Genomic DNA, 14,631 nt, shown 5'->3' with positions numbered 1-14,631 from the left:
TATTACCAAAATGAAAAAAATAGTGACAGGAACTTTACTCGCATCAACTCTAGCAGTGCTGGCGGCCGGCTGTACAGCATCTCCATCTAATCCGGTTGATGAGGCGCAAGCACCTCAAAAAACGGAGTCGCCGGCTAATGAGCTGTTTATTTATACGACCTATCCTGCATATTTTGCCAAGGAAGAGGTGTTCGACAAACAAATCGGTCAATTCCTGAAGAAGAAATTTCCGGATATCACCATTAAGCACGTGCATTGGGACAAGGGAAGGGAGTATAAAGACTTGATCGCAGCCGGAACGATTCCCGACATTGTGCTCGATAACACCCGCATGAACGTGCAGAGATATATTATTGATAACGATCTTCAGTATGACATCAGGGAATTGATCAAAAAGTTCAACTTTGATGTAACGAAATTGAATCCCTCGCTCGTTGCCCAAATGCAAAACTTGTCTCCCGAAGGGAAGCTGTACGGACTCCCGTACAACAATAATGATTTCCTTCTGTTCTACAACAAGGACATCTTTGATAAATTCGGCGTCGACTACCCGAAGGACGGGATGACTTATGATGAAATTTATGAGCTGGCCAAGAAGCTGACCCGTGTCGACGGAGAAGTAACCTACAAGGGCTTTTCGCAGAATCCCGGGCACTATATGAACTATAACCAGCTGTCGCTGTCGCCTCTAAGCTTGACAGAAGATAAAGCCAGCTTGAATACGCCGGAGTGGAAAAAGCTGGTCGATAACATGAGAAGATTTTATGATATTCCAGCGAATCAGTTCGATACGGTCGAAACGTTCGCTACCCGAGGGAATATCGCTATGGCGGTTGCCACAGTGGACCATCTCGTGTCGTTTCACGAGCAAAACAAAAATCTGAACTTCGACGTTGTATCCGTCCCATCGTTCAGTGATGTACCGAATACAAGATACCAGCCTAATGTGTACTCGATGTACATTACAAAGCAATCCACGAAAAAAGATATGGCCTTCCAGGCTATAGCGGCGATACTGTCCGAAGAGCATCAGGTCGAGCTGGCAAAAGAAGGCGTCATTGTTCCGATGGAATCCAAAGCGGTTCAGGAAGCGTTCGGTCAAAATTTGCCGCAAATGCGTGGCAAAAACACCAAAGCGGTCTTCAACGGCAAAACGGCTATGCCGCCGGCAGCGCGCGCGAACGGCTTGCTCTGGTACGACGTCCCTATGCAAAACGTGTTCGCTCCGCTCATTTTCAAAGAGTCCAAGGACTCCGTGACGGCGCTGCGGATGATCGAGGAGCAATCCACCAAGGCGATCGATACGGCCAAGGCAGCCAAGGCCGAGCTTACTAAAGCAGCATCGAAATAACATAACCGAAACGTAAGAGACACACTTATTCAGGTAGAATCTACTTCAGTAAGAGTGTCTCTTTTTAGCCAAATAGGAGGCGAAATCGCCTGCGAATAAATAATCCAACACACCTATAATGATGCGAGTAAGCCCCTATAACGGTTCCGCCGTTTCGTATTATTTTTAAAGTGTACAAAGATACCTATGTTTGACCTTTGTGAATCACAGCCGGGGAGGTGGAATGAGCTTTTGACCAACCGATTCACATAAAGCCTGCATGCCCGCTTCATCATTAAATAGTAGGAAGGTGCGCTGAATGAAAAAAATTGTTACAACACTATTATGTTTCCTCCTGATGTCGTTAACGGTTCTTCCGTTTGCCTTTGCAGCAGGAGAGCAGACTCCCGCAGTGAAGACGGTAGACGACTTTACCGACCTGAAGGATCTTCCGCAGGATCAAAAGTCCAAATTTGATGAACTGATTCGCGGAGGCGTGTTCAGCGGTCTTACGGACAATACGTTCGGATTGAACGATAAAATGGACCGTGCTCAGTTCGCCAAAGTAGCTGCCCTCATTTTTTCGCTGCCAATTGATAAAACGCTTACAGTATCATCCTTTAGCGACATTAGCTCCGACCACTGGTCGCTAACCTACGTTGAAGCACTTAAAAAAGCAGGACTGACCAACGGCTATGACGCCGAAGGCAAAATGTACAATCCGTCCGGCTCCGTATCCAGACAAGAGCTTGCGGCGTTCCTGATACGCGGTCTTGGATTGGACCAGGATGCGCAAAAAGCAGCCCCGGTTGCGGACAGCACGGTAGATGATTGGGCGAAAGGATATGTCGCGCTCGCGCTGGAGAAAAATATTCTTACGAAGCTCGACAACGGCACGTTTGGCGGCAAAGAAGCCGCAACGCGCAAGATGCTGGCTCTAGCGAGTTACGAGGCGAAGAAGCTGTTCGGAGCGGGTAAGACGGATCCGGCTGCCACACCGGAGCCTACGAAGCCGGAAACGCAAACTCCTGCAACACAGCCTGAGAAGCCGGCTGCACCGGAACCGGCGAAAGTCGATAAAGGCTCGGCCAAAGGGAAAAAGGTTCTCATTACCAGTGATTTGAATGGAACCCAATTCCGTGAAGATGAGAAACCGCTTGTAAACCGCCTGCAGTCACTCGGCTTCGAGGTTACTCGGTTAGCCAGCACCAAGCTGACTGTGGAAGCGACGGAAGGCTTCGATCTTATCGTCATCGGATCGTCGACCAACTCGAAATATGTGAAGAAAAAGCTGAAAGGCCTTCCGATACCAATCATCTACAATAAATCGATTTCGTTCGGAGACGCCGATTTCTCTACGGTTTCTGAGAATACAGGGATTAAGAAGCAAACGAACGTGACGATCAAGTCAAGCGATCATCCGCTTGCAGCAGGATTGAAGGGTGACGTACAATTTTATTATGAAGCCGGAGACCTCTCTTACGGCATTCCAAGCAGTGACGCTATCGTAGTAGCACATGCTGCCGGGGACCCCGAGAAGGCCATTGTCATCGGGTACGAGAAAGGCTCCAAAAATGTGTTGGGCGAAGCGATTGCTGCACGTACGCTGATGTTTGGCGGAAATGCAAGCCTAATGAAAGATAACGCTACGGATGAAGCATGGAAGCTCTTTGATGCTGCAGCGTTATGGGCTATCGGTCAGCCATAGGATGAAGTAACTCCAGCTCCAGCTCGCGGGCTGGAGTTTTTCCCTGTTTATAGGGAAGGGAGATGAAGCAATGAACCTATAAAAATGAACTGAATCCCCCAAACCACGCAAATGGTTTCATAGTAATGTGGTGATAGTTAATCGTCGGGTGCGGCATGCAAGCCGTCGAACAGGCAAATCAATTGGAGGTAGGTCAAAATGTGGAGAAAGCCATACATCCCTCTATTGATCGGGGCTGTGGTTGCAATGGCTTCCTTATCGGGATGCTCCTTGCTGCCGGTGGAAGAAGAGGAGCTGGCGCCGCCGTTGGTAGAGCCGGTGAAGGAAATATTGAACGTCGTTGATGCCAAACGGGCCACGATCGTGAAGCAAATTACCGGAGTAGCGACTTTTGCTTCGGATAAGACCCATTACCTGTATTATAAAACGGCTGCCGGCAAACTGATCTCGATGAATGTCAAGCTCGGGGATAAGGTTAAGGCCGGCGACATTGTAGCTATGACGGATACGGGTGAGCTGGAGACGAAAATAAGGATACAGGAAATTGCTATCGAAAAGGCCAAAATAGCACTGATTCAGGAAATCACGAGCAAAGGAGACGGCGATCCCTCGGTTCAATTGAAGAAGCTGGACATGGAAAGCGCTCAGATTCAACTGAACTCGCTGCAAACCCAGCTGGAAAACTCCAGGCTGATCGCAGCAGCCGACGGCATCGTAACCTATGTCGATCCGATCAAGCCGGGAGAGGAGGTTGCAGCCAACAAGCAAATGGTTACGCTTTCCGACCCAACCCAAATGCAGCTCGTGTATACAGCCTCAAGCCAAAACGACATTGCCGCAGTAGAAATCAATATGGACGTAACCGTCAAAATCAAGGATAAAACATACCCCGGGAAAGTGGTTCAAACTCCGATGACGGTTCCTCCCAGCGATAATAAAACGATTCAGGATAAGAACAACAAATCGATCGTTATCGCTGTCCATCCGCTTCCGGATGGGGTAACGATCGGCTCACAGGCAGACATTACTGTCGTTACGGAGCAGCGGGACAATGTGGTCGTCATTCCGAGAGCCGGACTGCGCAGCTACATGGGACGTGACTATGTGCAGGTGCTGGACGGCGACAGCCGGAAAGAAATCGATGTGGAAAAGGGCATTGTAGCTGCAACCGAAGTGGAAATCCGCAAGGGGATAGGCGAAGGGCAAAAGATTATTTTGGCCAACTAGGAGGAGGCGTAAGACATTGGCAATATTTATCATGATCCTGCGCAAGATGGTCAATAATAAATGGCTGGAGCTTAGCTTGCTGTTCGGGCTGGTCTTATCCGTTGCCTTGACAAGCAGCATGCCTATTTATACGAACGCGATCCTGCAAAGACTGCTGCTGCAGGAGCTGAAGCAGCTGCAAGCCAGCAGCAGCCAGTATCCGGGCATTTATTGGTTGTCGGTAAACATGACGGCGCAGGAGAAGGAGAAGAGCGCCAAAATTTCGCAAACCGACGCGTTTATGAACGAGACGAGCAGCCGTTTCGGCATTCCGGTCCAATATTCGGTTCGGGAGAGATCAACCCAGAAATACAATCTAAGTCCAGCCGAGCCGGATAAAGTGGATACGAAACGACAGCGGTCCGCTGATATTACCGCCATTGACGGGATGGAAGAGCATATGAAGCTCATCGACGGCCGTATGCCTGCCAAAGCACCGGTCGACGGGGTATATGAAGCACTCGTGGTGTCGGAGGCATTGACCGAGTTAGGCATGGTGCTTAACACGGTTTTCGTAATCCAGGACGACATTTCGAAGCAGCAAATTTATATTAAGCCGGTAGGCGTATTCGACCGCAAGGATTACACGGATGTGTACTGGTATAACATTCCCAGCAGCTATAAGAACAGCTTCGTGATTGATTTCCCATTATTTGAACAAGAGTTTACCTCAGGAGGAAAGCTGAATGTCCAGTTCAGCTATTGGTACCTGGCGCTCGACTATAACAAGATGTCGCTGGCTACGATCAATACGTTCATTGCTTCGCATTTCGCTTTAAACAAACATATGGACGAGCGCTATGAAAATCATAATTACAATGCTCCCGCCTTAAAAACCTTGGGCAACTATTATGTCAAGGAAGCGAACTTAAAAACGATGCTTTGGTCCTTGAACGTACCTGTAGTGCTTATGTTGGGATTTTATTTGTACATGGTAGCCAACCTGATCACGGAGCGCCAAAAGACGGAAATAGCCGTACTGCGCAGCCGTGGGGCGAGCCGCCTGCAAATCATTTTCGGTTATGTTGCCGAAGGTCTGGTACTCGGATCGATTGCCTTACTGTCGGGCCCGTATGTAGGCATGAATTTGACCAAAGTATTGGGCGCATCAAGCGGCTTTCTCGAGTTCGTGCAGCGTGCCAAGCTCGATGTTTCCTTAAGCCAAGATGCCTTCTCCTATGCGCTTATTGCCGTATCCAGCTCCGTAGTCATGACGCTGATTCCCGTGTTCATTGCCACCAAAGCAACGATCGTCGGGCATAAGCAGCAGTCGGCCAGACAAGCAGCAAGCTCTTTCTGGCACAAATATTTTATCGATGTCATATTGATTGGGATATCCTTATACGGCTTATACAATTACAAAACCCGAATGAAGGATTTGCTGTCGCTCGGTCTGAAGTCCGGGGATTTGCGCGTCGACCCGCTGCTGTTTCTTATTCCTGCGCTGTTCATTTTGGGGATGGGGCTGCTGGTGCTGCGCTTGTATCCATTGTTCATGCAGCTCATTTACAAAGCGGGTAGACGGTGGTGGTCGCCTGCGTTATATTTCACGTTAATTCAGGTCAGCCGATCGACCATCCAATATCAATTTATTATGGTATTCCTGATCATTACCATCGCCACAGGATTGTTCAGCGCGAGCGCTACCCGTACGATCAACAAAAATACAACCGATAAAATCCGTTACTCCGCCGGAGCGGATATAACGATGAAAATCCGCTGGGAGAATGACGCGCCTCCTGCTATTTTGATGGGATTATCGAGCGGAGAGGAAGAGGAGTCCGGGGAAGAAGATGCTGCTGCCGTTCCGCAAAAAACACAGTATACGGAGCCATCCTTTCTCCCGTTCACGCAGCTGCCTGGAGTAGAACATGCCGCCAAAGTGTTTATAAAAAAAGATGCGGTATTCACGAAAGGCAAATCCCAGGATACCGTACAGCTCATGGGTATCAACACCAAAGAGTTCGGGCAGACCGCCTGGCTGCGCTCCGGATTGCTGGACCACCATTTTAACGATTATCTGAATCTGATTGCCGCCAAACCGTCCTCCGTTCTCATATCGGAATCTATGGCAGAAGAATATGGGGTCAAGCCGGGAGACACCATTACATTAGGCTGGGACGGCATCGAAGGCGCTCCGTTCACCGTGTATGGGACTATCGATTATTGGCCGTCATGGAACCCAAACCCGGGTACTAACGATACGGTCACGGTCAATTCCAAGCAGGGAACGACGACGAAGGTTAAGAAACCGATGCTAGTTATCGGGCATTTGCCCTATATCCAGAACAATCTGGCGCTGGAGCCTTACGAGGTTTGGCTGAAGCTGATGCCTGACGCCAGCAGTCAAGCGGTGTATAAAGCGGTCGCGGACCACGGTTATCAGATCGAATCTTTAAGGGACGCGAAGCAGGAGCAGATCAAGGCTATCAAGGATCCGTTTCAGATGGCGATTAACGGTGTTATGACGCTCGGGTTCCTCATTTCCATTGTCATATGCTTCTTCGGCTTTCTGTTGTATTGGGTATTGTCGTTGAACGCCCGGACGCTTCAGTTCGGTATTTTGCGGGCGATGGGAATCTCGTTCTTTCAGCTGCTTGTCATTCTGATTAGCGAACAGCTCCTTATATCGGGGGCCGCTATCGTTATCGGATTAGCTACCGGCAGCTTGACGAGCCAATTGTTCGTGCCCTTGTTCGAAATGTCGTTCGATCCGAAGACTCAGGTACCGCCGTTCAAAGTGACGTTCGATCCTGACGACCAAGCGAGATTGTATTGGGTTGTAGCCGTGATGTTAACGACGGGCCTGGCCATTCTGGGACATATCGTATCGCGTATCCGAATCCATCAGGCGGTCAAGCTGGGAGAAGATTAATTAGAGAGAAATATGCCTATAAACATGAATGGAAAACCCAATGATTCGTTCGCGATTTCATACTATTTTATAAGAAAGGCTAGTCAACAACGATATAAATTCATTGAAAGAAGGTGCCAAATGAAGAAGAAATATGTATCCGCTCTCGTCTCATTGTCGCTTATGTCGATGTCCATGCTTCCTGTCGCTTCCTACGCTGATGAGATAGCAGAAACTCCGGGCATTGAGATTCAAGCCATTAAATTATCGGAGGACTATAAGGACCTGAAGGTGCTGTCACCGGAAATGAAAGACCGATTCGACTATTTTATTCAGCAAGGTGCTTTTCAGGCGGAATCAGACGATGATTTCGGCGTCAATAAAACGATTACGCGCGATGAGTTTGTCAAGGTAGCAAATCTAATTTTCTTAATCCCTGATGATGAAGCGCTTTCAAATAAATACAAGGAAGAATTTGAGAAAATAGGGATTATTACCAGTGACGGGATGGTCGTGGACGGGGCTGAATCAATATCGCGTCAAGACCTTGCCAAATACCTTATCTACGGTCTTGGCCGAGTGGATGAAGCGAGAAAAATTACTCCGACTACGGATACGAGCTCTGCAAACCTGGATAAAGTAAATATCACTTTAAGCCGTTTTGTTACGCTTGCCTTGAAGCTGGATATTATGAAAAATCAGGATGACGGTTATTTCTACGGCGATCGGCTCGTCACCCGGAGAATGCTGGTAGAAGCTGCTTATGAGACGAAAAGAGTATACGAAGCTTACAAGCAGGCAGGAACAGCTGCAGGCAAAATATCACTCACGGAAGCCAAGCCTATTGGCGCCAAGAAAGTGACGGTAAGCTTCGATAATCCGGTGGATTTGGCAAAAACGGAAAAAATGGTGCTCACCGTGAAAAAGGAAGGTAGTGTGGTAGCTGGAGCTGCGGAATGGGCGAGCGATAAGAAATCGGCAACGATAACACTGGAATCGAAGCTGCAAAAAGGAAGCTACTCCATAGAGCTGTCCGGATTAGAAGATGCGGAGGTCGACAAGAAGTCAGCGGAGTTTACGGCCGAGGATGAACGGATCAAGGAGCTGCAATTTGCGAATCCAACGGATCAGCTGGGACGATCGAAAGTCATTATCGAGTTCAAACAAGTGAATCAATATGGCGAGCAAACGCAGGCCCCTGCCGGCATGTTCGATATTCGCGCCTCAGGGAGCCCGGTGCAAACCATTCCGGATAAGCAAGCTTTCAAGCTCGACCTAAGTCAGGAAAAACGCGGATCGAGAGTCATGATCTCCATAAGGGATAGAACGAACGGCTTGATGGTAAGCAAAACGTTTACTATTGGCGATCGTGGGATTGTTTCCAAGATTGATCTGGGCAAGCTTACGATTAAGGATAATAAAGACACCTTGCAGCCCGGAAATAAAGCTTACCTTGCTTTTACCGCATACGATCAATACGGAAACCTTATGGACGATCTTGAGGAGCTGCAGGACGGCATTTATATGCGGGTCGACGGGGAGCAAATGTTTGTTGATAAGGGTGAAAATACATTTGTCGATTATAACAACGACGGATACCCCGAGCTGGAATTGGAAACGGAAACCGATTATAAGCAGGATGCAGCCTCAACTCTGTTCCTGACTGCATTGGGTTCGGGCCAAACCGTCAGCAAGCCCATGAGTCTCGTAACGCTCAAAGTGCCGGCTAGCATCGGGATTAAGGAATATACCTCGGTATTGGCGGAAGGGGATGCGGATAAAGTCATCGAACTGGAAATAAGAGATGCGGAGGGTTATGCGTTCTCACCGCAGGAAAGAGCAGAGCTTGTGAAGGCCGGGAAGGTGAGAGTTCGCAGTACAGGAGATATCAAACTCGCATCGGTCGAGGACGGAGGGCCTATCCCGGTAACCGGAGGCAATGCAGGCAATGTGGTTATCAAAGAGGTAACAGGAACGGGTAAAGCCTCTATCGAAGTTGAATTGCAGGATATTGACAAGAAAGCCACCGCTGAATATACCCTCATGGATAAGCGGGTGCCTACAGCGATAGAGAAATTGGAATTCGAACCCGGTCAATTGTATCCTCTGATTACGGAGGCAGGAAAGTCAACTTCAGTGAAAATCAATATTAAAGACCAATATGACGAAGTGTATACACCGACCAGCGATGAATATCAGGTATTATATCATTTACAAAAAGTAAACGGTGCCGATGGAGCTCTAACAGGCGTCTACTCGGCTAACAAGCAGATAGTATTGAACGATACGAATCAGAGTATACGGATGAAGGCCAAGGATGTTGCCGGAGGGAAAAATAACTTCTCCTTAACGCCGGTTGCCAATAAGCTGGGATCGTACTCCCTGACAGCCACTTTGGTGAGAACGAAAAAGGATCCTGATGAAACGGATTCAACCAAATGGCCGATCATTACGGAATTAGGCTCTTTAACGGGAATGGCGCAAAGCTATACATGGAAAGAATATGATAAAAATGATTTGAATTACTATCTTAACGCCGATACGAGCTTGTTTGCTGTCGGGAAATATATGATCGATCAAGGATTTATTGAAAAGAGCAACGAGAACCGCAGAGAAGAATTAAAAGCGGACTTGAACGATGCGGCGTATATTTTCAAAAACAGGAAGGATTTTACGAAGGAAATTAATATTAGAGCCAAAAATAAAGACGGGATTGATACGGAGATTCCATCAGCGCCAATTACTAGCGTTACCTTTACCGATCCGAAAATAGCTGCCGTCGATAATCCGATCCGTCCAACGAGAATAGTCGGTTTAAATCCGGGAACTACGGTCGCGATAGTGGGTTTCTCTACTCCCGGAGGAACAAAGATCCTCAGAGTAAATTTAACGGTGTTTACTTCTAATTTGGCTTTCAAAGAATTGAAGGTTGATAACACGAAGCCTACGGATGTATTCGCCACTGAAATTGACGGTTATCATGTTTGGGATAATAAGTATCTTAAGAAAATTACAGTAAACGACGATCTTAATAATCCATTCGTTAATAGTGCGGATAAATCTAAAAATACGTCCACCGAAATTCTGACACCATTATTAGGTACGTTTGGGGTAACAATTACTTTAACCGATGTGACTTACAAGCCGGGAACAAGCGAAGCCGACAGAGATACCTTCTATATGACCGACAACTATAAGCTTGTCTTTAAGCCGAAAAGCGGAGTGTATTCCAAAGATAAAGTGAATTTGCAAAGCTTTAATATCAATGTAACCGGCCCTGACGGAAAGCCAAAAACGCTTATGGTCAATTTGAAGTAATCTTCATCCCAAAGTTCGGTTCTCCTCCTATCACATAGATAGCCTCTCGGCATTCGCCGAGGCTTGTGGCACAAGGGATTCCTTGAACCACAATCGTTGCCTTCCTCCTATTTATAGGGGGATTTTTTATTTCAACCGCAGTCAGAATTGGAAAAAACATCCTGATTGTGGAGAAAATTCGGCAAAAACACTTGACTTTTCAATAATCGCTCCAAAATCGCGCGAGAAGGGTGTTCCTTTTCACCCCCATCTTCCCGTGATCGGAGTGTTGCTCATGAAGCCCGTTTTTGTATCTCATTCAGACTACCAGCAGTTTGTCTTGGATCATCTCCAAGCGTATTTCGCTAATGGCCTCGCGGTTCTCGTTCGTAAAGACTGGCCCCTCATCTGGAAGTGCTACATCTCGGACCTTTCCCATACGTCCACTTTCCTCAGCGACTTCTACTCCAATAAAGGACCTCAGCCGCGGGATCCGGCTTCCATGCTTCGTTCCTATCTGCTCTTTCTGCTCGTCAGACCTGAAATCGGCCTTACGGCTTGGGTTGACGAGTTGCATCGCGTCCCGTTTTACGCCATTCTTAGCGGTTTCGAGCCCGGCGATGTTCCCGGAGTCGGCGCCTTCTATGATTTCCTTTCCCGCTTTTGGGCTTCACAAACGGTTCATTTAAAGCCCAAGAACAAGCCCCGTAAACAAAAACCCAAGCGCGGCAAGAAGGGAGAGAAGGCGCCAACCACTTCCCCCGGCAAAGTCAAACGGTTGGTCGAGTTCTTGTCTCGTCGTCCAAACGTCATGCAGCCCCAGCCCTTCGACCGGCTTCATTCGTTCTTCCAATCCCAAATCGTCTCGGTCTCGGCCAAACTCGGATTACTGGGGGACATGAACGCTCTGACGGTTGCCGGTGACGGAACGCCGGTCGTGACCTCCGCCTATCCCCGCAGCAAGAAAACGTGTGAATGCAGTGCCCAAGGCCTTGCGAATTGTACCCCATCGCCGTTTGTATTCCCAGCCAGATTGCGACTCCGGTTGGGACAGCGCGCGAGAGAGGTATTTCAATGGATATCACCTGTACATGCTGAATGCGGCCAGCAGCCAGCATGACTTGCCGCATTATCCCAGACTACAGCCGGCTTCCCGGCACGACGTTGTCAGTCTGGTCCTTAGCTCCATGGAATTTACGCAACGTTTCACCTTGGGCACAGTCGATAAAATTCTGCTCGATGCCGCTCATGATGCCGAAGCCATCTACGAATGGCTCGACAACGAGCCGTTTATTGATCTTAATGTCCAGGCGAAGAAGAATGCCTCCACCGACTCCGACATCCAGATCTCGCCAGCAGGCGTACCGATTTGCCCGATTGGCAAAGAGATGAAGCCCAACGGCTACGACAACACCCAGAATCGCCAGAAATGGCGTTGCCCATTAGCGTGTGGCGCGACCAACTCCTGTGAGAAACCTTGTTCCACCGCCAAGTACGGGCGAACGCACCATACTTTCAAGGCGGATAATCCGAGGCTGTTTCCAAAGACAAGCCGACAGTCCGAGACATGGAAACTGACCTACAAACGCCGTACCTCCGTCGAGCGGTCCAACAAGCGGGAGAAGATTGACTACAAGCTCGAGGCCGGTCGTCATCGCTCAACCAAGATGTGGTACATTCGCATCTACGGCATTATGATGTGCCAGCACATCGACGCTTGGTACGCCAGCCGAAAGGACGAACTCGTATAGCAGCAGGATAGCCTTCTCATCATCGCCTAACCAATCCATTCATTTTCAAAAATAATGATTGGTTTGGTTTGTTTGCCATTCGCATTTTTGAAACAAGATTTCAATTCCTGTTTTCCCAGTGACCTTTAAGGCAATCTTCGTTCATTTCGCTTCGAATCGCCTCCCTAATTCCGAAAGTCTATATAGATTTGGCCTCTGTCGAATACGACAGGGGTCTTTTTTTTCGAAAAAAGACCCCTTAGCATACATCGGATAAACCAAAGGGTTCATCCGTGTCTCTAAAGGGTACGCTACATAGCAGGTCTTTTGATACTAGATTAGGGTAACTTTATTGATACGAGATGTATATATTTGCATCAATTCTTCTGTAACCATAAGAATATGCCTCCAGTGTGATAGTTACAGGGCCAGAATATCCGCGTAGGTCAATAGCTGCAGTTCCGGAGCTTCCAGAAAGATCGATATATTCAGAGCCTCCATCATAACCGACATACAGATCAATCTCCGCCGATCCAGAATCCCACGTTTCGTAATCCCAATCAATTAAAAGTTGGTTAATGTCTGAAACATAAGTAGTTCCTGATATAGCCCCACTACAATAATTCCATGATGATGTCATATAGAGATTTGCATAATAATCCCCGCCATGTCCGCTAACCAAGGAATCACAATAATAGTTAGGTATTTCAGGAGAGTAAGTAACATTCCACTGTGTTATCGGAGTCGCCTCTGCAAAAACAGATTGAGTAAACGTGAACATAGCGCAAATCATCATAAAAATGATTAAGAACTTTTTCATCTTTTTCATAATTAACAAATAACCTCCTGAAAAATGTTTTCAAACGTCAGCTGGCCAGCTAATATATATGTACCATTATTTAACATATATGAATATAGGTGGATTTAAGCTAAAAGGGGCGATGCTGCGAACCGGATTGAACGATGAATTATCAGCTGCAGCGGATGTTACGGACAAAAACTACACTATCGGCATAATCCCCCTATAATCAGGATGGGATTCACTACTGGTTTGCGGTCAGCGTCTTTGTATACTAACAGTAGAATGGAGGGAGAATGCATTGAACACCAAAAAATACGTCATTTGCGGTGTCAGCACCAGGGCGAACGGGATGTTTATCCGCTCCATGCTGGATACCTTTAAGCCTTACTGTGAGATTGTCGGATTGCTCGATTCGGATCCTGGCCGTTTCACCAATTGCTTCCGCAAGTTTCCAGTGTTGAACGGTCTTCCGGTCTATGCACCGGATCAATTCGACCGCATGATCAAAGAAACACAGCCGGACGTCGTCATTGTAGCCGGGGCGGATCATACTCATGCGGATTACATCGTAATGGGTCTCGAACATCATCTTGATGTGATTTCGGAAAAACCGATGGTTACGACCGGCGCGGATTGCAAGCGGGTCTTAGATGCACAAGCCAACAGTAAAGGGAGATTGTACGTTGCCTTCAATTACCGCTATGCACCGGTTCATACGAGAATCAAGGAGCTCATTCTGGAAGGAAAGCTCGGTACCGTCACCTCGATCGATTTGAATTGGTACCTTGATACGTATCATGGGGCAAGCTATTATAAACGGTGGAACAGGAAGAGATTGAATTCCGGCGGACTATCGGTTCATAAAAGTACCCACCATATGGATCTAGTCAATTGGTGGATCAATCAGAAGCCGATGGAGGCGTTTGCCTACGGAGGTTTGAATTATTTTGGGCCCGACGGCGAGTTGAACCCGGCCAAGGAGGATGGAAGATATTGCGGAACGTGCCGTGTCAAGCATGAATGTACGTACTTCATGCGCTGGTCGACGCGCAGTAAAGAGCTCGTGCCGGAGGACGATCATTTGACGCAGCTTGATACGAAGCCAGGTGCTTACAACGGATATAGAGCGGATGCCTGTATTTTCGACTCGGAGATTGATATCGAGGACACTTATGCAGCCGTCGTTAAATATGATAAAGGCGCGATGCTTAGCTATTCGGTGAACTTCTCACTGCCTTACGAAGGGTATCGTTTGGCTATCAACGGAACCAGGGGCAGGATCGAAACAAAGGAAGTAATGTCCAAGCGCGCTTCCTATCCCATACCGGAGCAGACGATCGAATACTTTCCTCTATTTGGAGGAAAAGAGACGATTCATGTCGTTCCGCGTTCCGGAGGGCATGGAGGCGGAGACCCATTGCTTCTCGAGGATTTGTTCCTGGGAGCGGATCCGCTTCGCCCATATGAGATTATGGCCGGTGCTGAAGCGGGAGCCTATTCGGTGTTGACCGGGGAGGCGATCTGGAAATCGGTGCAAACGGGGAAGCCGATCCGTATAAATGACCTGCTGGTATCTCACGAGCCTAAACAAGTCGAAGTCGAAGCTGGAAAGCAGCAATAATGGGTAACATAAAACGAGGGAAA

Annotated in this window: 9 protein-coding genes; 8 read left to right on the top strand and 1 reads right to left on the bottom strand. The window is 47.9% G+C overall.

The features are described 5' to 3' along the window. The first annotated feature begins 10 nt into the window (after window positions 1-10). The 7 genes from DVH26_RS23255 to DVH26_RS23225 all read left to right on the top strand — a co-directional run bounded on the left by DVH26_RS23255 (window position 11) and on the right by DVH26_RS23225 (window position 12,206). The gene (locus DVH26_RS23255; RefSeq protein WP_239625928.1) at window positions 11-1,351 is read left to right on the top strand and encodes an ABC transporter substrate-binding protein; all 1,341 of its coding nucleotides are present in this window, start codon (window positions 11-13) and stop codon (window positions 1,349-1,351) included. A gap of 298 nt (window positions 1,352-1,649) precedes the next feature. After that, window positions 1,650-3,038, top strand: a complete 1,389-nt coding sequence (locus DVH26_RS23250; protein ID WP_239625926.1) for an S-layer homology domain-containing protein — start codon at window positions 1,650-1,652, stop codon at window positions 3,036-3,038. Between the two features lie 198 nt (window positions 3,039-3,236). Further along, on the top strand, window positions 3,237-4,265 hold the full coding sequence (locus DVH26_RS23245; protein ID WP_239625923.1) for an efflux RND transporter periplasmic adaptor subunit: 1,029 nt from the start codon (window positions 3,237-3,239) through the stop codon (window positions 4,263-4,265). 16 nt (window positions 4,266-4,281) lie between these two features. After that, window positions 4,282-7,179, top strand: a complete 2,898-nt coding sequence (locus tag DVH26_RS23240; protein WP_239625920.1) for an ABC transporter permease — start codon at window positions 4,282-4,284, stop codon at window positions 7,177-7,179. Between the two features lie 120 nt (window positions 7,180-7,299). Next, window positions 7,300-10,476: a hypothetical protein gene (locus DVH26_RS23235; protein WP_239625918.1), complete on the top strand. Its 3,177-nt coding sequence runs from the start codon at window positions 7,300-7,302 to the stop codon at window positions 10,474-10,476. Between the two features lie 274 nt (window positions 10,477-10,750). Further along, on the top strand, window positions 10,751-11,575 hold the full coding sequence (locus DVH26_RS23230) for a hypothetical protein (protein WP_239625916.1): 825 nt from the start codon (window positions 10,751-10,753) through the stop codon (window positions 11,573-11,575). After that, entirely contained in the window at window positions 11,547-12,206 is a 660-nt protein-coding gene (locus DVH26_RS23225; protein WP_239625914.1) for a transposase, read from the top strand. Before DVH26_RS23230 ends, DVH26_RS23225 begins: the two co-directional genes overlap by 29 nt. A gap of 328 nt (window positions 12,207-12,534) precedes the next feature. Here DVH26_RS23225 and DVH26_RS23220 read toward each other — a convergent pair whose 3' ends face one another. After that, a complete protein-coding gene (locus DVH26_RS23220; protein ID WP_239625912.1) occupies window positions 12,535-13,014 on the bottom strand; it encodes a hypothetical protein in 480 nt (159 codons plus the stop codon). A gap of 271 nt (window positions 13,015-13,285) precedes the next feature. On the opposite strand from DVH26_RS23220, the gene DVH26_RS23215 reads away from it, so the two are divergent. Next, complete coding sequence (locus tag DVH26_RS23215) at window positions 13,286-14,608, top strand: Gfo/Idh/MocA family protein (protein WP_239625910.1); 1,323 nt, start codon at window positions 13,286-13,288, stop codon at window positions 14,606-14,608. Window positions 14,609-14,631: the final 23 nt, after the last annotated feature.

The sequence above is a fragment of the Paenibacillus sp. H1-7 genome (assembly GCF_022354825.1).
Taxonomy (GTDB): domain Bacteria; phylum Bacillota; class Bacilli; order Paenibacillales; family NBRC-103111; genus Paenibacillus_S.
This window is presented reverse-complemented; position numbering and strand designations above follow the sequence as displayed.

Excerpts from the sequence above, each read along its gene's own strand:
- DVH26_RS23255 (WP_239625928.1), top strand. The coding sequence starts at position 11 with ATGAAAAAAATAGTGACAGGAACTTTACTCGCATCAACTCTAGCAGTG.
- DVH26_RS23250 (WP_239625926.1), top strand. The coding sequence starts at position 1,650 with ATGAAAAAAATTGTTACAACACTATTATGTTTCCTCCTGATGTCGTTA.
- DVH26_RS23245 (WP_239625923.1), top strand. The coding sequence starts at position 3,237 with ATGTGGAGAAAGCCATACATCCCTCTATTGATCGGGGCTGTGGTTGCA.
- DVH26_RS23235 (WP_239625918.1), top strand. The coding sequence starts at position 7,300 with ATGAAGAAGAAATATGTATCCGCTCTCGTCTCATTGTCGCTTATGTCG.
- DVH26_RS23230 (WP_239625916.1), top strand. The coding sequence starts at position 10,751 with ATGAAGCCCGTTTTTGTATCTCATTCAGACTACCAGCAGTTTGTCTTG.
- DVH26_RS23225 (WP_239625914.1), top strand. The coding sequence starts at position 11,547 with ATGCTGAATGCGGCCAGCAGCCAGCATGACTTGCCGCATTATCCCAGA.
- DVH26_RS23220 (WP_239625912.1), bottom strand. The coding sequence starts at position 13,014 with ATGAAAAAGATGAAAAAGTTCTTAATCATTTTTATGATGATTTGCGCT.